General features: G+C 62.2%; 21 protein-coding genes. 7 read left to right on the top strand and 14 right to left on the bottom strand.

Translation table 11 applies throughout. The features are described from left to right. Window positions 1-24: 24 nt before the first annotated feature. The 3 genes from MHY87_RS16515 to ndk all read right to left on the bottom strand — a co-directional run bounded on the left by MHY87_RS16515 (window position 25) and on the right by ndk (window position 3143). Entirely contained in the window at window positions 25-387 is a 363-nt protein-coding gene (locus tag MHY87_RS16515; protein WP_239353660.1) for a hypothetical protein, read from the bottom strand. Window positions 388-478: 91 nt separating this feature from the next. After that, window positions 479-2632: a molybdopterin-dependent oxidoreductase gene (locus MHY87_RS16510; protein WP_239353658.1), complete on the bottom strand. Its 2154-nt coding sequence runs from the start codon at window positions 2630-2632 to the stop codon at window positions 479-481. An 88-nt stretch (window positions 2633-2720) separates the two neighbouring features. Continuing rightward, the gene (ndk, locus tag MHY87_RS16505) at window positions 2721-3143 is read right to left on the bottom strand and encodes a nucleoside-diphosphate kinase (RefSeq protein WP_239353657.1); all 423 of its coding nucleotides are present in this window, start codon (window positions 3141-3143) and stop codon (window positions 2721-2723) included. A gap of 189 nt (window positions 3144-3332) precedes the next feature. On the opposite strand from ndk, the gene MHY87_RS16500 reads away from it, so the two are divergent. Both MHY87_RS16500 and MHY87_RS16495 read left to right on the top strand, forming a co-directional pair. Then, window positions 3333-3749, top strand: coding sequence for a DUF2147 domain-containing protein (locus MHY87_RS16500; protein WP_239353656.1), 417 nt, complete (start codon window positions 3333-3335; stop codon window positions 3747-3749). 228 nt (window positions 3750-3977) lie between these two features. After that, window positions 3978-4229 carry a hypothetical protein gene (locus tag MHY87_RS16495; protein WP_239353655.1) on the top strand — a complete coding sequence of 84 codons (252 nt, stop codon included), beginning with the start codon at window positions 3978-3980 and terminating at the stop codon, window positions 4227-4229. Between the two features lie 37 nt (window positions 4230-4266). On the opposite strand, the gene MHY87_RS16490 is transcribed toward MHY87_RS16495, so the two are convergent. Continuing rightward, a complete protein-coding gene (locus MHY87_RS16490; protein ID WP_239353654.1) occupies window positions 4267-4974 on the bottom strand; it encodes a glutathione S-transferase N-terminal domain-containing protein in 708 nt (235 codons plus the stop codon). A gap of 191 nt (window positions 4975-5165) precedes the next feature. Here MHY87_RS16490 and MHY87_RS16485 point away from each other — a divergent pair, with 191 nt between their 5' ends. Beyond that, window positions 5166-5411: a hypothetical protein gene (locus tag MHY87_RS16485; RefSeq protein ID WP_239353653.1), complete on the top strand. Its 246-nt coding sequence runs from the start codon at window positions 5166-5168 to the stop codon at window positions 5409-5411. 279 nt (window positions 5412-5690) lie between these two features. Here MHY87_RS16485 and MHY87_RS16480 read toward each other — a convergent pair whose 3' ends face one another. Both MHY87_RS16480 and MHY87_RS16475 read right to left on the bottom strand, forming a co-directional pair. Continuing rightward, window positions 5691-6149 (bottom strand): GNAT family N-acetyltransferase, encoded by a 459-nt coding sequence (locus MHY87_RS16480; protein WP_239353652.1) that lies wholly within the window; start codon window positions 6147-6149, stop codon window positions 5691-5693. Beyond that, the gene (locus MHY87_RS16475; RefSeq protein WP_239353651.1) at window positions 6146-6787 is read right to left on the bottom strand and encodes a glutathione S-transferase family protein; all 642 of its coding nucleotides are present in this window, start codon (window positions 6785-6787) and stop codon (window positions 6146-6148) included. Before MHY87_RS16475 ends, MHY87_RS16480 begins: the two co-directional genes overlap by 4 nt. Before the next feature lie 98 nt (window positions 6788-6885). On the opposite strand from MHY87_RS16475, the gene MHY87_RS16470 reads away from it, so the two are divergent. Next, on the top strand, window positions 6886-7296 hold the full coding sequence (locus MHY87_RS16470) for a DUF4345 domain-containing protein (protein ID WP_239353748.1): 411 nt from the start codon (window positions 6886-6888) through the stop codon (window positions 7294-7296). A gap of 196 nt (window positions 7297-7492) precedes the next feature. Beyond that, the gene (locus tag MHY87_RS16465; RefSeq protein WP_239353650.1) at window positions 7493-8899 is read left to right on the top strand and encodes an adenylate/guanylate cyclase domain-containing protein; all 1407 of its coding nucleotides are present in this window, start codon (window positions 7493-7495) and stop codon (window positions 8897-8899) included. 118 nt (window positions 8900-9017) lie between these two features. Here the strand turns inward: MHY87_RS16465 and MHY87_RS16460 are convergent, their stop codons facing one another. Continuing rightward, window positions 9018-9506, bottom strand: a complete 489-nt coding sequence (locus tag MHY87_RS16460; RefSeq protein ID WP_239353649.1) for a GNAT family N-acetyltransferase — start codon at window positions 9504-9506, stop codon at window positions 9018-9020. 2 nt (window positions 9507-9508) lie between these two features. Beyond that, window positions 9509-10984, bottom strand: a complete 1476-nt coding sequence (gene gatB, locus MHY87_RS16455; RefSeq protein ID WP_239353648.1) for an Asp-tRNA(Asn)/Glu-tRNA(Gln) amidotransferase subunit GatB — start codon at window positions 10982-10984, stop codon at window positions 9509-9511. Between the two features lie 223 nt (window positions 10985-11207). On the opposite strand from gatB, the gene MHY87_RS16450 reads away from it, so the two are divergent. Then, entirely contained in the window at window positions 11208-11513 is a 306-nt protein-coding gene (locus tag MHY87_RS16450; RefSeq protein WP_239353646.1) for a hypothetical protein, read from the top strand. A gap of 62 nt (window positions 11514-11575) precedes the next feature. Here MHY87_RS16450 and MHY87_RS16445 read toward each other — a convergent pair whose 3' ends face one another. After that, the gene (locus MHY87_RS16445) at window positions 11576-12487 is read right to left on the bottom strand and encodes a DMT family transporter (RefSeq protein ID WP_239353747.1); all 912 of its coding nucleotides are present in this window, start codon (window positions 12485-12487) and stop codon (window positions 11576-11578) included. A gap of 145 nt (window positions 12488-12632) precedes the next feature. On the opposite strand from MHY87_RS16445, the gene MHY87_RS16440 reads away from it, so the two are divergent. Next, entirely contained in the window at window positions 12633-13328 is a 696-nt protein-coding gene (locus tag MHY87_RS16440) for a helix-turn-helix transcriptional regulator (protein WP_239353644.1), read from the top strand. Here the strand turns inward: MHY87_RS16440 and MHY87_RS16435 are convergent. The 5 genes from MHY87_RS16435 to MHY87_RS16415 all read right to left on the bottom strand — a co-directional run bounded on the left by MHY87_RS16435 (window position 13325) and on the right by MHY87_RS16415 (window position 16754). Further along, window positions 13325-13624 (bottom strand): hypothetical protein, encoded by a 300-nt coding sequence (locus MHY87_RS16435; protein WP_370644966.1) that lies wholly within the window; start codon window positions 13622-13624, stop codon window positions 13325-13327. The two genes, MHY87_RS16440 and MHY87_RS16435, sit on opposite strands and share 4 nt — an antisense overlap. A 5-nt stretch (window positions 13625-13629) precedes the next feature. Then, window positions 13630-15141, bottom strand: coding sequence for an Asp-tRNA(Asn)/Glu-tRNA(Gln) amidotransferase subunit GatA (gene gatA / locus MHY87_RS16430; RefSeq protein WP_239353640.1), 1512 nt, complete (start codon window positions 15139-15141; stop codon window positions 13630-13632). A gap of 105 nt (window positions 15142-15246) precedes the next feature. Then, on the bottom strand, window positions 15247-15534 hold the full coding sequence (gene gatC, locus MHY87_RS16425) for an Asp-tRNA(Asn)/Glu-tRNA(Gln) amidotransferase subunit GatC (RefSeq protein WP_239353638.1): 288 nt from the start codon (window positions 15532-15534) through the stop codon (window positions 15247-15249). A gap of 121 nt (window positions 15535-15655) precedes the next feature. Beyond that, window positions 15656-15880, bottom strand: a complete 225-nt coding sequence (locus MHY87_RS16420) for a hypothetical protein (RefSeq protein ID WP_239353636.1) — start codon at window positions 15878-15880, stop codon at window positions 15656-15658. Between the two features lie 172 nt (window positions 15881-16052). After that, entirely contained in the window at window positions 16053-16754 is a 702-nt protein-coding gene (locus tag MHY87_RS16415; protein WP_239353631.1) for a metal-dependent hydrolase, read from the bottom strand. Window positions 16755-16813: the final 59 nt, after the last annotated feature.

The following is a 16813-nucleotide window of genomic DNA, read 5'->3' as shown; positions in this document are numbered from 1 at the left end:
CGTCCGGGATGACGCTATTCTTGCTTACAGCTGCGGGCGTTGCAGCTTGCAGGCATCGATGGCAGCGAGGGCCTTCTCGCGAGCGCTGTCGTTGAACACGCCCGTGTCGCGATAGGCCTGCACCTCATCGGCGCTGAGCGAGCGCATGGTGCGGCCCGCATAGCAGCCGCACTTGCCGCTCAAGGAGCTTTCCGCCACGTTCTGCATCTTGGCCTGGGTGATGGAGCAGGCCTGGCTCACGCGGGCCCGCAGATCGGCCATGGTCGCGGTCTTCAGAGCCGGGTCGGGCGTATAGAGGGTCGGTGTGTTGGACGCGGCGGCAAGGGCTGCCGTGGCGCTGAATGTCAGCGCTGCAACGGTGAGCAGCGCGCGAAAGGTCGAGATCATGGAAGGCTCCCCAGGAACAATATTCACGTCGGAGCTTAAGAATAGGCTCGGCCCGGCAGGATCAAGGCTTACGCGAAAATAGGCTTAAGACTTAGACAACAATCGGCTCGGTTCTCTCGCGCAATGTGGCGAGTGGCGTCTCCACCGCCAGATCGCCATTCACCTTCTCCAGCGCCACGCGGTTGTCGTGGAAGGCAGCACCCCCATAGGGAGCAACCTGATCGCCGCCGGTGAGAGTGTTGATGCCCCGCCCCTGTGGATGAGCCTTGTTGGGCCAGATGCCTTCCGCGATCAGAACGCCGCGCCGCACGCCCTCGAACAGGCGCGCGCGCAGGTACACCTCGCCGCGATGGTTCCTGAGCTTCACCCAATCGCCGTCGGCAATATCCTGCCGCTCAGCGTCGAGCGGATGGATCATCACCTCGGGCCTGCCTTCCTTGGCAACGGAACCGGGCGTCTCGGTGAAGGTGGAATTGAGAAAGCTGCGCGCCGGACTTGTTGCGAGACGGAACGGATATTCCTCCGTTGCCGCTTCGATGACGCCCCAATGATCCGGAAATTCCGGCATGTCATTATACGGCCCCATCGGGCCGTTGTTGTAGGACGGCACGGAGGTCCAATCCGGCTTGAAGCGGAACTTGCCGTCGGGGTACCCGAAACCTTTCAGGTAATGCGCTTCCTCGAAAGGCGGCTGCACATCCTTGTGCACGGCGGCCTCCAGCTCCTCGATGGAACCCCAACCTGAATTGCGCAAGGTCCAGTCGATGATCTCGCGCGGCTCCATGTCGAACGCGCGATGCTCCGCGCCGATGCGCTTGGCGAGGGCCCGCGTGACTTCGTGGTTCGACCAGCACTCGCCCGGTGCATCGACGAGCTTCGGCCCGATCTGGAAGTGCTGATGCCCGCCGCCGGAATAGAGATCGTCGTGTTCCATGAACATGGTCGCGGGCAGAACGATATCGGCCATCATCGCCGTCTCGGTCATGAACTGCTCGTGCACGCAGACGAACAGGTCCTCGCGAGCGAAGCCTTGTTTCACCAGCTCCTGTTCCGGCGCGACCGAAACCGGGTTCGTGTTCTGGATCAGCATCGCCTTGATCGGCGGGCCGTTATAGAGAGCCTCGGCATCGCCTGTGAGCACGCGCCCGATCTGCGATTGGTCGAGCAGCCGGATCGAGCGGTCGATGGCCTCGTGCCCTTCAATCAGCGCCTTGTTCCATTTGAAGATGCCGCTGTTGGAATGAAACGCACCGCCGCCCTCATGCCGCCATGCACCCGTCACAGCAGGAATGCAGGCAGCGGCATGCATGTTGACCGCGCCGTTGCGCTGGCGCCCGAAGCCGTAGCCGAGGCGGAAGAACGTGCGCTTGGTGGTGCCGATGAGTTTCGCAAAGGCCTCGATCTCCTCCACCGGCAAACCGGTGATGGCGGAGGCCCATGCCGGATCCCGGGTTTTGAGATGCGCTTCCAGCGCGCGCGGATGATCGGTGTAGCGCTCCAGATAATCCCAGTCCGCATAGCCATCGCGGAAGAGCACGTGCATCACGGCGCAGGCAAGCGCGCCGTCGGTGCCGGGCTTCACGAGCAGCGCCATGTCGGCCTGCTTCATGGTGGCGTTCATGTAGATGTCGACGGCGACGATCTTCGCGCCGCGCTCTTTGCGCGCGCGCATGGCGTGGGTCATCACGTTGACCTGCGTGTGAACCGGGTTGGTGCCCCAGATCACCACGCAATCGGAAACCGCCATCTCACGCGGATCGGAACCCGCGAGCTTGCCGGTGCCCGCCACATAGCCGGTCCAGCCCATGGGCGTGCAGATTGTGGAATACTGGCCGGAATACTTTTTGACGTGGCGCAGGCGGTTGATGCCGTCGCGCATCACGAGGCCCATGGTGCCCGCATAGTAATAGGGCCAGACCGATTGCGAGCCGAATTCATCCTCGGCCTTCAGGAAGGCCTTTGCCACGATGTCGAGCGCCTGGTCCCAGGAAATCCGCTCGAACTGGCCCGATCCTTTCGGGCCGGTGCGCTTCATCGGGTAGAGCAGCCGCTCGGGATGATGAATGCGCTCCGCATAGCGCGCCACCTTCGCGCAGATCACGCCCGCCGTGTAACTGTTGGTCTTCGCCCCATGCACGCGCCCGATGCTCTTAGCCCCGACAACCTCCACATCGAGGGAGCAGGCCGAGGGGCAATCGTGCGGGCAGATGGACGAGCGGCGGTCGATGCGGGGAGCTTGGTTCATGGCGGGCGCATCATGACGGAGCGGGAGGCCAAAGAAAAGGCCGCCCTGAAGGCGGCCTGATCATTCCGTTCGGAAAGCCTGATGAGGCTTAGCCGACGATCTCGTTGCCCGAGAAGAACTGGGCGATCTCGATCTTGGCGTTGTCGATGCTGTCGGAGCCGTGCACCGAGTTCTCGCCGATGGACTTGGCGTAGAGCTTGCGGATGGTGCCCTCGGCAGCGCTCTCCGGGTTCGTGGCGCCCATGATCTCGCGGTAGCGGAGAACGGCGTTCTCGCCTTCGAGAACCTGCACGACGACCGGGGCGGAAACCATGAAGTCCACGAGCTCACCGAAGAAGGGGCGCTCCTTGTGGACGGCGTAGAAAGTCTCGGCCTCGCGGCGGCTCATCAGAATGCGCTTCTGCGCGACGATACGCAGGCCGGCCTTCTCGATGACGGCGTTGACGGCGCCGGTCAGGTTACGCTCGGTCGCGTCGGGCTTGATGATGGAGAAAGTACGCTCGATGGCCATGGATGGTCACCCTTTTTAGAGGAAAAATTCGGAAAGTCCGGCGCTTATAGCGGCGAGACCCTTAGCTCTCAAGCGCCTTTTCGCCCCTGCGAAGGGTTATCGTAAAGAGCGCGCCGGGTTGGAAAGCTGAATCTTGTCCTCTAGTCTTTTCCCTGATCGGTCCAGTGAAGACCGAGCCGGAGGAACAGCATGAAGTCTCTATCCCTTGCCGCCATTGACCTTTTCCTGCTGACGGGGGCAGCCCAGGTCCAGGCTCAAACCCAGGCTCAGGACCCGAGCGGCACTTACTTGAGCGAGAGCGGCGAAACCAGGGTGCGCATCGCCAAATGCGGCCAGGCCCATTGCGGAACCATCATTTCCGTTCAGGGCGACGCCAAGGACGTGAACAATCCGGACGCCAACCTGAAGGCCCGAAGCCTCGTCGGCGTCCAGATGATCTCCAACATCCAGCCCTCCGGCAACGGCTTCACCGGCCAGCTCTACAATTACAAGGACGGCAAGACCTATACGGGCAAGATGACCTTCGAGGGCAAGGCCATGCAACTCTCCGGCTGCGTCATGGGCGGCCTCATCTGCCGCTCGCAAACCTGGGCGAAGGTGAATTGATCCAAGGCAGTCAGGCATCCACCGCAGCCAACCGAGCGATAAAGCTGCGGTGGATAAAATTTTCCTATCCTGATCCTCGGGATATAATTTGATACGTAATAAAGAAGCCATTCTTCGGAGCTTCTTATGCGACGCCCCCTTTTCGCTCTTTCCCTTCTCCTCGCCTTCACAGGTCCGCTTCAGGCCGCGGAATGCACAAAGGCCATCCAGGACCGTTGGGAATTGGCCATGCGCAAGGTCATGGAGATCGGACGGCGCGAGCGCCCCAAAGGAAAGGAAGCCGAGATCAAGGCTGTATGCCTCCTTTGGAGAGAAGCGACGGAGATCAATCAGGCAGCGGACGAGTATTTTCCTGTCTGCGATCCCCTCAGCGCCCAAAGGGCCAGGGCTATCAGGCTACGGACCGAGGCGGCGCTTGCCCGGGTCGATGTATCGGTATGCGCGAAGCCTCCGGCCGCTTCCACCAGGAAGAGGATATAGCAGCCCGAAAGTGGGCTGCCTTTGGGAGCGATATGGCTTACCGCGCCTTCTGACCGAACAGGATGGCCTGCACCGCCGGATCCTTCATGTCGTTGGAGCCACGATCTTCCGCCCCGACTTCCAAGGCCCGCTTCACCGCCGGACGCTCCAGCACCGCTTTGAGCCAGCGCTTCGCATGCGGGAAATCGTCGATGTTCTGGCCCTGGCGCTCCCAGAGCTTGGCCCAGGGGGCGATGGCCATGTCGGCGATGGAATATTCGCCTGCTACGAAGTCCCGGTCCGCGAGGCGCTTGTTGAGCACGCCGTAGAGACGGTTGGTCTCGTTGGTGTAGCGCTCGATGGCATAGGGCACCTGCTCCGGCGCATAGATGCGGAAATGGTGCGTCTGGCCGAGCATGGGGCCGAAGCCGCCCATCTGCCAGAACAGCCATTGATCGATCTCGACGCGCTGGCGCTCATCTTGGCTGTAGAACTTCCCCGTCTTGCGGCCGAGATATTGCAGGATCGCACCGGACTCGAACACGGAGATCGGCTGCCCGTCAGGCCCGTCATGGTCGATGATGGCCGGCATCTTGTTGTTGGGGGAGAAAGCCAGGAACTCGGGCTTGAACTGGTCGCCCTTGCCGATATTCACCGGATGGATCGCATAAGGCAGCCCGCATTCCTCGAGCATGATGGTGATCTTCCACCCGTTCGGGGTCGGCCAGTAATAGAGATCGATCGGTTGCTGGGTGGATGCCGCCATGGCAGGCCTCTCCTTCATGTGACGATGCGGATCTAGCGGGAAGGTAGGGTATCGCGCCCGATCACGCACCCTCAAAGGGCGAGGTTTACGGTGGATAGAGCGCATGGCCGCCTTCGGAGCCTTGCATGTTTCAATGTTTCATCATGAGATGCGCCCGAGCGCCCTTCGAAGCGCCTATGGGGGATTTTATGATGAACCGCATTCTCAGCACGGCCCTTGCCGCCTCTCTCGCCCTGGCTTTCGCCGCTCCGGCCATGGCCGAGACGAAGCCGAAGAAAGAGCCGACCGCAGCCCAGCTCGCCGCTCGTGAACGCATGAAGACATGCAGCGCGGAGTGGAAGGAAGCCAAGGCGGCCAAAAAGATCGAGGCCGGCATGAAGTGGCCGAAATACTGGAGCGCCTGCAACACGCGCCTCAAAGGCGGCACGAAGGCTTAAGAGCGTTAGCGTTTCGGGCGCCCTTTTATGAGGGAGCGCCCGAAGCCTTTATCCTAGAGAAAAGAATTGCTTACGAGACCGTGGGTAAAAAGGCTTCTTTTGGTCACCTTCTGCATTCTTGCAGTTGCATATTGGCTCTATGGCCTTGTTCACTTTGATGCCTGTCTTGATCGCATCAATTATGACAGAGCTTTCTGGTACCTGTGCGAAGAAGACTATAACTATCGACCTTAGCGCTGATCATTAGGGCAGAGTTCAGCAGGCCTCCACATATGCGGCTCACAGCTTCTTCTTGAAGCCCTCGTGTGAGCGCGTGAAACCAAGCCGCTCGTAGAAGCGATGCGCGTCCTTGCGGGTCTTGTTGGAGGTCAGCTCCATGGCCTTCGCGCCGCGCGAGCGGGCGTAGTCTTCCGCGAAGGTCATCATCTTCGCGCCGATGCCGCCGGAGCGGCGGGCGGCTTTCACCTTCACGCTCTCCACCTTCACGCGCAAAGTGCCGCGTCCCGTGAGATTGGGAATGAAGGTGAGCTGGAACGTGCCGACGACCTCGCTTCCGTCCACCGCCACGAACAGCACATTCTCAGCACTGCGCGCGATGGCCGCGAAAGCGGCCTCGTAGACAGGCTTCGTCTCCGGCGTCCACGCATCTCCATGAGAGCCGAGTTCGTCTTCCTCATGCAGGCGGATGATCGCTTCGAGATCCTCCGCCTTCGCCTCGCGAATATCCAGAATGCTCATGCGGCGGCCTTGGATTCCATCGGCAGGAAGTTCTGCGGAAGCTTTGCGCCGGGCAGCGCCTCCATGCGCTTCAGCCAAGCGCCGACATGCGCGTAAGGAGACAGGTCGATTTCCGCCTCGCCAGCAAGGGCCAGCACGCCGAAGACATCGATGTCGGCGATCGTGACGCCCTCCCCGACGATCCAACTGCGGCCTGCCAGATGATCGTCCAGCACCTTGAGGGCGGCAGCGGCCTCGGCTGCATACATCTCCAGAACCTCGGGCGCGAACTGGCGGAAGCCCCGCTTGGCGCTGCGCGTGCGGTAGACCGACGGGGCAAGCCGGTCGAAATCCCAATAGAGCCATTCGCGGATCTGCAGCCGCTCTTCGAGGGTCGCGCCGCCGAACCTACCCAGCGTATCCGCAAGATATTCCAGAATGGCCGCCGACTGGCAGAGATGCCGCCCGTTGTTCCTGTCGATCAGAAGCGGAACCTGGCCGAAGCGCTGCTTGGCGAGATAAGCCGGCTGCTTGTGCGCGCCCTCGCGGAGAGGCACGTGTACGTAGTCGAAGGCTTCGCCCGCAAAAGACAGCGTCAGCCCGACCTTGTAGGTGGGGCCTGAAAGGGCAATTCCGTGAAGTTCAAAACGCGCGGACACCGTCAGCTCCTGTGAGCAAGTTTCATTCCGCCAAGCTAGAGGATTGCTTCTCCGAGAGGAAGGCGCAGAATTCCGGAGGAGGACCGGTTATGCCCAGCATGGAACGCGAGAAGAAGCTGCTGCAGCAGACAGTTGCCATCATTGCTGCCATCCCCGTGGCGACGGGGCTTTACGGCGTGCTCTTCGGGCAGGCGCTGACGGGCGATGCGGTGAGCATCTCGGCGGAGAGCCATTTCCGCTTCCTGTCCGGTCTTCTCCTCGGCATTGGCCTGTGCTTCTGGAGCACCCTGCCCCGCATCGAGGAACACACCAACCGCTTCCGGATGCTGACCCTCCTCGTAGTCATCGGGGGCTTGGGCCGCCTCATCGGCCTTGCGCTGACCGGCTTTCCCTCGTTTTTCATGGTGGGCGGGCTGCTGATCGAGCTGATCGTCGCCCCCTTCCTCTGCCTGTGGCAGACACGGGTCGCTAACCGCTATGCTGAGGAATTCGGCGTGGCGGAGGCCTGACCGCAAGCATCCGATTTGCGCGCACTCGCGCCTTGCCGGCGCCGGAATACCGGCCAGATTCATTGTTCTACAAGCCAGTGAGCCTATGAAGTGGTATCCTGAAAGCGTATGAGGCGGCATCCCGGCGCATGTTTTCGGACATGCGGCGATGATGCCTGAGACTCACGGCGAGCCTGCCCTCAAAGGAGGTCTGACCATGAGTGAAGACCAGAAGCTCCTCGCAGTTTTACAGCAATCGGCGGATCGCACGGTTGTCGATCACATCGAGCGCCTGATCCATGATGCTCCCGATTACGAGCTGAACCGCATTAATGTTCTTGCCTTTGCGGCAAAGCATGGCCTCGATGAGGAGGCCACCATCGCAGCCTTCCTGCATGCCGCCAGGATCGGCCTGTTCGAGATGTCCTGGAATGTTCTGTGCCCAGGATGTGGCGGCGTTCTGGATGAGGGCGCGAGCCTCAAATCCCTTACCCAAAAGGAATATAGCTGCGCTCTTTGCGCCGCAGGCTATGAGCCCACCCTGGACGAGATGGTCGAGGTCACGTTCACGGTGAGCCCACGGGTGCGCAAAATCGCGGCTCACGAGCCCGATAAACTTCCGATGCATGAATATCTGCGTCAGGTTTTCTGGAGCTCGGGCGTCGACCTGCCGGAGAATTTCGAGCAGCTGCTCGACGAGATCGTGATCGACGCGGTCGAGCTGCCTCCGGGGGAACGGGTCATCCTGTCCCTGCAGCTTCCATCCGCCTTCGTGATCGTTTTCGATCCCGTGACGCATGCCGCCCAGTTCATCGAGGTCGAGGGCGAACCGACGCGCGAGCGCCAGAACCTTTCCCTCGTGCTCAATGAACTCCACGCGGAAAACAGCACCCTCAAGATGCACCCTGGACCTTTGCGTCTGCTGCTCGAGAACCACACCAAGCGCCGCACGCTCCCCGCCGTCTGGATCGCAGACGATAAGCTGCATGGCCTGATGGAACACCGCCGCCCGTTCCTGACGGCCAAGCGCCTGCTGACGAACCAGACCTTCCGCGATATCTACCGCACGGAAACGCTCGACATCGACCAGCGCCTGAAGATCACGAGCCTCACCTTCCTGTTCACCGACCTGAAGGGATCGACGGAACTCTACGAGCGCGTCGGAGATCTCGTCGCCTACGATCTGGTGCGCGAGCATTTCCGCGTGCTGCACGAGATCGTGGCCTCGGAAGCCGGAGCGGTGGTAAAGACCATCGGCGATGCGGTAATGGCCACCTTCCCGACGCCGGACCATGCCATCTCAGCGGCGCTGCGCATGCGCGAGGCCATGCGCGGCCTCAACAGAGAGCGCGGGGAGCAGGATTTTCTGCTGAAGATCGGCATTCACGAGGGACCGTGCCTTGCTGTCGTGCTCAACGAGCGGCAGGATTATTTCGGGCAAACCGTCAACATCGCATCGCGGGTGCAGAACCTGGCAATGTCGCACTCGATCTACGCGACCGGGACCGTGGTCGAAAATCCAGAAGCGCAGGAGATCATCGAAACGCAAGGCATCCGCCCGACCCTGCAGAAGACGACCCTGCGCGGGATCAACAACGAGTTCTCGGTTTATGAGATCCCGTGAGGCAGCCCCCCACTGTCATTCCCGGCCGGAGCGCCGCGAAGGGGAAGGGAATCCACGATCAAACGCCGCGCTATGGATCCCCTTCCCGGCCTTAGGCCGCCGGGGATGACAGCGAAGGTTAAAGCGCCTTCTCGAAGAAATATTCAGACGAGTTGGAAATGTCGCCGAGATCGCGCATGCGATCCGTCTGTGTGAAGCCGAGCTTCCTGTAGAGGCGGTGCGCATCGGTGAAGCGGGTGTCCGACCACAGAGTCAAACGTGTCGCGCCCTTCTCGCGGGCGTGGCCCTCGACGGCGCGCACGAGGGATGAGCCGAGGCCTTTGCCCTGCTGATCCGGGCGCACGTAAAGGCGATGAATTTCCGCCGTACCGGTTTCGGGAAAATCGACGGAGGCGCATGCACGGATGCGTCCATTCTCGTCTTCCGACACCCAGAGGATGCCGTCGTTCTTGCGCGCGGCTCCCGGCGTGAGCAGATCCTTCAGGTCGTCATGCGGATCGACATAGCAGCCGGGAAAATCCGCGAAGCACAGCGACAGGAGCCCGAACAGATCCTGCGCATCGCGATCTTCCGCATTGCGCAGGATAGGAGTTTGCAATTCGCTCACGATCACTCGATCCCGAGCTTCGCCTTCAGGATATCGTTCACGGCCTGCGGGTTGGCCTTGCCGCCGGTCTGCTTCATCACCTGACCGACGAACCAGCCGAGCAGCGTGGGCTTCGCCTTCGCCTGCTCAACCTTGTCGGGATTGGCGGCGATGATCTCGTCCACGGCCTTCTCGATGGCGCCCGTATCGGTCACCTGCTTCATGCCGCGCTTCTCGACGATGTCGCGCGGGTCGCCGCCTTCCGTGAAGACGATCTCGAACATGTCCTTGGCGATCTTGCCGGAGATCACGTTCTCGCCGATCAGCTCGATGATGCCGCCGAGCTGGGATGCTGAAACCGGGGACTCCGTGATGTCCTTGCCTTCCTTGTTGAGGCGGCCGAACAGCTCGTTGATGATCCAGTTCGCGGCGGCCTTGCCGTCGCGGCCCTTCGCGACTTCCTCGAAGAAGTCGGCGGAGGAACGTTCGGCCACCAGCACGCCCGCGTCATAGGGCGACAGGCCGTAATCGGCCATGAAGCGAGCCTTCTTGGCGTCCGGCAGTTCCGGCAAATGCTGCGCGAGGTCGTCCACATAGGCCTGGTCGAATTCGAGCGGCAGCAGGTCCGGATCGGGGAAGTAGCGGTAATCGTGCGCCTCTTCCTTCGAGCGCATGGAGCGGGTCTCGCCCTTGCCTGGATCGTAGAGGCGGGTTTCCTGGTCGATCTTGCCGCCGTCCTCGATGATCGCGATCTGGCGGCGCGCCTCGACTTCGATGGCCTGGCCGATGAAGCGGATGGAGTTGACGTTCTTGATCTCGCAGCGGGTGCCGAGTTCCTCGCCGGGGCGGCGCACGGACACGTTCACGTCGGCGCGGAGATTGCCCTTGTCCATGTCGCCGTCGCAGGTGCCGAGATAACGCAGGATCGTGCGCAGCTTGGTGACATAGGCGCGTGCCTCGTCCGCCGAACGCAGGTCCGGCTTCGACACGATTTCCATCAGCGCGACGCCGGAGCGGTTGAGATCGACGAAGCTCAGGGTGGGGTGCAGGTCGTGGATCGATTTGCCGGCATCCTGCTCGAGATGCAGGCGCTCGATGCGCACCGTGATCGTCTCGCCGGTTTCCGGCACGTCCACGATGACTTCGCCCTCGCCCACGATGGGGCTCTTATACTGGCTGATCTGGTAGCCCTGCGGCAGATCCGGGTAGAAATAGTTCTTCCGGTCGAAGGTGCTCTTCAGGTTGATCTCGGCCTTCAGGCCCAGACCCGTGCGGATCGCCTGGCGCACGCATTCCTCGTTGATCACGGGCAGCATGCCGGGCATGGCCGCGTCCACGAGGGAGACGTTGCTGTTCGGGTCGTTGCCGAAGGCTGTCGAGGCGCCGGAAAACAGCTTGGCCTGGCTCGTCACCTGGGCATGAATTTCCATGCCGATGACGATTTCCCAATCGCCTGTCGCGCCTTTGATGAGCTTCTTGGGGTTGACCGGAGCGTTCATGAGCCGTGCGCCTTTAATATCTTGTCTTTCCCGCTCGGAGTAAGAGCCTCCCGAGGGACGGTCAACCCCTTTCGGAAGATGAACAGACGTTCAGACTATCCGGAACATGGCCAAGATTAATTCCGCTTTATGCACAGAGATTTAAAATAATTGCCACGCTGCGATGAAACCGCATCCAACATCAGGCGTTGTTCGGGAGGTAAAACGGTCAAGGAGCTTAATGATGGCTATGGATCCCATGGATCGCGAACCGAACGTCTACAATCGTGAGACGAATGTCTACGATACGTCTGGTCGCGGCTCAAACACTCTTGCTTACGTGATTGGCGGTCTTGTTATCGCCCTCGGCCTGCTGGCCTTCCTTTTCTATGATGGCGGCAACGAGCCGAGCACCACGGGCAGCACCGGCACGCAGACGGAAAGCTCCTCTCCGAGCACCCGGCCAGCCTCTCCGGCAGCCCCTGCTGCTCCGGCTTCCCCGTCTACCCCGGCACCGGCCGCTCCGTCGGCCCCGGCTAACCCGCAGTAATCTTGCGTCTTGCGTAAACTGCTACAAGGGCCTGACCTCGGTCAGGCCCTTTTCCTTTATGGTCAGGCCGCAGCTATGGCCACGCGCTTGCGTTCCGGCAGGGTCATGAAGGCAACGCCGATGAGAATGCAGACCAAGCCTACCAAAGCTGTCGCATCGGGTGTCTCGCCAAGGAAGTAGATACCGATCGCCACACCGAGCGGCACTCTCAAGTAAGCCTGCGCCGTCGTGCCCACCGACCCCAGGGTATGGAGGAGCCGGAAGTAGATCACGAAGGCCATGGAGGTGGAAAACACCGCGAGCGCAACCAGCGCCATGACCGATGCGCCCGAAGGAGCCAGAGTCCAGGGCTTGTCGACGATGAGGCTGATCGGAATCAGGATCATCGCACCCGACAGGAGGGAGCCGGCGGCGGGCGCCATGGGATCGAGATTCTTGAAATTGCGCCCGAAGATGGCCGCGCCCGCATAACACATGGCCGCCAGGACGACCGCGAGCTGCGCGTAAAGCTCCTGCCCCACATGCGTCAGCGCCTGGTTCCCGACGATCACGCAGGTTCCGGTCAGCCCGATGACGACGCCCGCGAATTTGCGGAGGCCGGTCGTCTCGTGCCGGGACCAGACAAGGGTGATCAGGAAGGTGAAGACCGGCGTCATCGAGTTCAGGATCACGGCTAGCCCCGCATCGATGGATGTCTCGGCCCAGGCGATGAGGGTGAAGGGCACGGCACTGTTGAGGCAGGCTTGGATCATGAAGTTGCGCCAGCTCATCCGGTCACGCGGCAGGCTCACTCCGCGCAGGCGCATGATCAGGACCAGGAGGCTTCCGGCGATCAGGGTGCGGGTTGCGATCAAGGTGATGGGCGGAATGGTCTCGACCCCGACCTTGATGAAGGTATAGGCCGCGGCCCACAGGGTCGCGAGCGCCGCCAGCAGGGAAAGCTCGAGGGCATAGTTGGTCTTCTGGTGGCTCATTGCCATGGGAATCGCACCCGTTTCTCGTTGTTTCGAAGCGGCGCGAAACTGGCATGCGGCGACCTTCCTGTCGCCCTGCAATAGTTCGGTCACGGCCGAAATGTTCTTTGCTGACCGGCGAGGTTGCATCCCCTAAGATGCCCCCATGTCACCGATGGTCTCAGGCATCACTCTTGCGGAAATCGCCGCCCTCATGGGCGATGTGGCGCGCGCCAACATCCTCTCCTCCCTCATGGACGGACGGGCGCTGACGGCAAGCGAACTCGCCTGGCACAGCGGGGTCAGCGCGCAGACCACGAGCGGCCATCTCGCCAAGCTCACCGAGGCCAACCTGATCGCGATGGCGAAACAGGGCCGGCATCGGTATTACAGGCTTGCCTCTCCGGAAGTGGCGCAGGCCATCGAGGCGATGATGGCGCTGGCCTCCTTCGGGCCGAAGCGCCACCGCCCGGTCGGGCCGAAAGATGAGGCGCTTCGCAAAGCCCGCACCTGCTACGACCATCTGGCAGGCCGGCTCGGCATCGCGGTTGCCGACGCTCTCACCTCGCAGGATCATCTGGTGCTGTCGGAGAGCGCAGGCGCTTTGACGGAAAAGGGCCGACGTTTTCTCTGCAGCTTCGGCATCGATCTGGATGACGAGAAGAACAAACGCGTGCTCTGCAAGACCTGCCTCGACTGGAGCGAGCGTCGCCCTCACCTCGCGGGCCGCCTCGGAGCGGCGCTCTGCACGCGAATGTTCGATCTGGCCTGGGTGGAGCGGATCAAGGACAGCCGCGCCCTGGCGATCACGGCGGCAGGACGCAAAGGCTTGAAATCGACGTTCGGGATCGAGATCGACTAGCGCTTGGCCGCGCGCCGCACGCCATAGGCGGCGCTGGCCCAGAGGAGCGCCGCAATGACACGCACGGGAAACAGCGTCAGCCCGTCGGCGCGTACAGGTGCAACCCATGGAATGCCGAGGCTCGCGATGAGCCAGGACACCAGCACGGATAAGGCCAGAGCCGCGATGGCGGCAATCAGCACCTTGCCGAACTGATCGGCCTTCCAGCCGAGCAGCACGGCAATCAGGATCAGCACCGGATCGAAGGCCGCGGGCAGCCAGTCCCAGAGATGGATGACGGGAACGGTCGGTCCCACGCCGCTCACCACCAGGCTGTCGGCAGCTTGATGCGTCCGGCGGCGTCTTCAATGGCCTGACCGACGGCGAAGAGGGTCTCCTCGTCGAAGGCGCGGCCGATGAGCTGGAGGCCGAGCGGCAGGCCTTGTGCGTCGAGACCGGCGGGAACGGCAAGGCCCGGCAGGCCCGCCATGTTCACCGTCACCGTGAAGATGTCGTTGAGATACATCTCGACCGGATCGCCGGAGCCCTTCTCGCCGATGCCGAAAGCGGCGGTCGGCGTGGCGGGGGTGAGGATCGCGTGAACGCCCTGGGCGTAAACCTTCTCGAAGTCCTGCTTGATGAGCGTGCGGATCTTCTGGGCGCGCACGTAATAGGCGTCGTAATAGCCCGCCGAGAGCACATAGGTGCCGATCATGATGCGGCGCTTGACCTCGCGGCCGAAACCGGCGGCGCGAGTCTTCTCGTAAAGCTCCACGATGTCCTTGCCGTTCTCGCGCAGGCCGTAGCGCACGCCGTCATAACGAGCGAGGTTGGACGACGCTTCCGCGGGAGCGACGATGTAGTAGGCGGGAAGCGCGTATTTCGTGTGCGGCAGGGAGACATCGACGATCTCGGCGCCGGCTGCGCGCAGCCATTCGATGCCCTGCTGCCAGAGCTTCTCGATCTCGGGCGACATGCCGTCGACGCGGTATTCCTTCGGAATGCCGATCTTCAGGCCCTTCACGCCGCGCGTGACGGCAGCCTCGTAATCCGGCACCGGCATGTCCACGCAGGTGGTGTCCTTGGCGTCCGTGCTCGCCATGGAGCGCAGCATGATGGCGGCGTCGCGAACCGTGCGGGTGATGGGGCCAGCCTGATCCAGCGACGAGGCGAAGGCCACCGTGCCCCAGCGGGAAACGCGGCCATAGGTCGGCTTGATGCCGACCGTGCCGGTGAAAGCCGCGGGCTGGCGGATCGAACCGCCTGTATCCGTTGCAGTCGCACCGAGGCAGAGATGAGCGGCGACAGCCGCAGCCGAACCGCCGGAGGAGCCGCCGGGCACGAGATGCGTGCCCTCGATCTGGCCGGCAGCACCCGCGCTCACGTTCGAGCCTTCGCGACGCCAGGGCGACACCACCGGGCCGAAGGCGCTGGTCTCGTTGGAGGAGCCCATGGCGAACTCGTCCATGTTGAGCTTGCCGAGCATCACCGCGCCGTCGTTCCAGAGGTTCCGGGTGACGGTGGATTCGTAAGGCGGATTGAAGTTGCCGATGATCTTGGAGCCGGCGGTGGAGACCACGCCCTCCGTGCAGAACAGGTCCTTGATGCCCAGCGGGATGCCTTCCATCGGGCCGGCCTCGCCCTTGGCGATCTTGTCGTCGGAGGCTTTCGCCATGGCGAGCGCCTTCTCGGGCGTCTCGAGCACATAGGCGTTCAGCGCCCTCGCCTTTTCCACGGCGGCGATATGGGCCTTCGTCAGCTCGGTGGCGGAGAAGGTCTTGGCCTTCAGCCCGTCGCGGGCCTCGGCAATCGTGAGATGGGTCAGTTCGGTCACTGGATCACATCCTGTCATCCCGGGGCTGCGAAGCGGAACCCGGGATCGTCTGGAAGAAATAACTGGATCGGGCGATCCCGGCTCTCCGGCCGGGATGACGGGTTCTTATTCGACCACCTTCGGCACCAGGAAGAAGTTGTCTTCCGTGGCGGGGGCGTTCTGGACGATCTTTTGCGGATAGCCGCCATCGGTCACGCCGTCCTGGCGCTTCTTCATGCTCATGGGCGTCACGGAGGTCATGGGCTCGACGCCCTCCACATTCACCTCGTTGAGCTGCTCCACGAAGGCGAGAATCGCGTTGAGTTCGCCCTGAAGGTGAGGCACCTCCGCATCCGTCACGGCAATGCGCGCCAGATGGGCGATGCGGCGGACCGTTTTCTCATCGACCGACATGAATGGTCATACCCCTTGGAATTCCGATGGGCGGGCTATAGCACCCGCCTGCCTCGGGGGGCAACGGCGTATATGCAGCCAAGGGCCCAGCCCTTTCCGGCCCGGATACCGCCTTTAGACCTTAAATGATGGTGCTGCCGTCGGCCTTCATCCGCTCGTCGCCGATCTGGCGCTGTAGCTTCTCGGCCTGCTCGTGGGAGACCTTGATGCGGACTAAGGTCCAGTCATGCTCCGACCTCCAGAGCCGGAACGAGAAGACGAACCCGTCACCGTCCCTGTGCGCGTCGGCATGGGTCGCGTCAGGCAGGTCATAAGGCCCACGGCCATCGAAGGTCAGATTTCCCACGTTTCACTCCAAGCATAGCGTCTCCATTCAACGGCTTTGAAACCGCCAAGTTCTAGCTTGGCCGTGAGAACTTTGCAGGAGCGTGGTCCTGCTCCCTGGTGTCATTCCCGGCTGGAGCGCAGCGGAGATCCGGGATCGGCTCCGCCGTCCCGGATGACATTTTCTGAGGGAATCAAACCCTCACCCCGACCGTCTTGTGCGGCACCACCACCTGGACGCCCTTGCCCTCCATGGCCGCCACGAACCTATCCGCATCGGGGACGAGCGGCGGAAACGAGGCATAGTGGCAGGGAATGACCGCCTTCAGGTTACTGAAATAGCGCTGGACGGCGAGCGCCGCGACCTCGGGGCCCATGGTGAAGCGGTCGCCGATGGGCACCATGGCCACGTCCGGCTGGTGGATCTCAGCGATGAGCGCCATGTCGCCGAAAATGTCCGTATCGCCCATGTGATAGATCGTCGGCTCGCCGGGTGCCTTCACGATGATGCCGTTGGCGGAGCCCAGCGGGAAATTCACGTCCATCTCCACGAGACCGGCGGAATGGTCTGCCCGCACCAGAGTGACGGTAAAGCCGCCCTGATCCGTGGTGCCGCCCGTGTTCATGGGATCGATGTTCTGAACGCCCTGCTTCGACAGGTACATGCACAGCTCGAAATTGGTGACGACCTTAGCGCCCGTCGCTTTCGCGATGTCCACTGTGTCGCCCACATGATCGCCGTGGCCGTGGGTGAGCAGGATATGGCTGACCCCTTCCGTGATCTTCGCCTTGTCGCCTTCAAAGGCCGGATTGCCGGTGAAGAACGGATCGATGAGCACGGCCTTGTCGGCGAAGTCGAGCCGGAAGGCGGAATGTCCGAACCAGGTAATTTTCATATGAGCACCCTTCGATTTCAGGAGCATGGAGATGGGGCGTAGAGGGCATACGGCTATGT

Source organism: Microvirga sp. ACRRW (assembly GCF_022346925.1).
Lineage (GTDB): Bacteria > Pseudomonadota > Alphaproteobacteria > Rhizobiales > Beijerinckiaceae > Microvirga.
The sequence above is the reverse complement of the archived record's forward strand: the minus strand, read 5'-3'. Positions and strand labels throughout refer to the sequence as shown.

Bases quoted from the DNA above. Each gene is read 5' to 3' on its own strand.
- MHY87_RS16515 (WP_239353660.1), bottom strand. From the start codon at position 387: ATGATCTCGACCTTTCGCGCGCTGCTCACCGTTGCAGCGCTGACATTC.
- MHY87_RS16510 (WP_239353658.1), bottom strand. From the start codon at position 2,632: ATGAACCAAGCTCCCCGCATCGACCGCCGCTCGTCCATCTGCCCGCAC.
- ndk (WP_239353657.1), bottom strand. From the start codon at position 3,143: ATGGCCATCGAGCGTACTTTCTCCATCATCAAGCCCGACGCGACCGAG.
- MHY87_RS16500 (WP_239353656.1), top strand. From the start codon at position 3,333: ATGAAGTCTCTATCCCTTGCCGCCATTGACCTTTTCCTGCTGACGGGG.
- MHY87_RS16495 (WP_239353655.1), top strand. From the start codon at position 3,978: ATGCGCAAGGTCATGGAGATCGGACGGCGCGAGCGCCCCAAAGGAAAG.
- MHY87_RS16490 (WP_239353654.1), bottom strand. From the start codon at position 4,974: ATGGCGGCATCCACCCAGCAACCGATCGATCTCTATTACTGGCCGACC.
- MHY87_RS16485 (WP_239353653.1), top strand. From the start codon at position 5,166: ATGAACCGCATTCTCAGCACGGCCCTTGCCGCCTCTCTCGCCCTGGCT.
- MHY87_RS16480 (WP_239353652.1), bottom strand. From the start codon at position 6,149: ATGAGCATTCTGGATATTCGCGAGGCGAAGGCGGAGGATCTCGAAGCG.
- MHY87_RS16470 (WP_239353748.1), top strand. From the start codon at position 6,886: ATGGAACGCGAGAAGAAGCTGCTGCAGCAGACAGTTGCCATCATTGCT.
- MHY87_RS16465 (WP_239353650.1), top strand. From the start codon at position 7,493: ATGAGTGAAGACCAGAAGCTCCTCGCAGTTTTACAGCAATCGGCGGAT.
- gatB (WP_239353648.1), bottom strand. From the start codon at position 10,984: ATGAACGCTCCGGTCAACCCCAAGAAGCTCATCAAAGGCGCGACAGGC.
- MHY87_RS16450 (WP_239353646.1), top strand. From the start codon at position 11,208: ATGGCTATGGATCCCATGGATCGCGAACCGAACGTCTACAATCGTGAG.
- MHY87_RS16445 (WP_239353747.1), bottom strand. From the start codon at position 12,487: ATGAGCCACCAGAAGACCAACTATGCCCTCGAGCTTTCCCTGCTGGCG.
- MHY87_RS16440 (WP_239353644.1), top strand. From the start codon at position 12,633: ATGTCACCGATGGTCTCAGGCATCACTCTTGCGGAAATCGCCGCCCTC.
- gatC (WP_239353638.1), bottom strand. From the start codon at position 15,534: ATGTCGGTCGATGAGAAAACGGTCCGCCGCATCGCCCATCTGGCGCGC.
- MHY87_RS16415 (WP_239353631.1), bottom strand. From the start codon at position 16,754: ATGAAAATTACCTGGTTCGGACATTCCGCCTTCCGGCTCGACTTCGCC.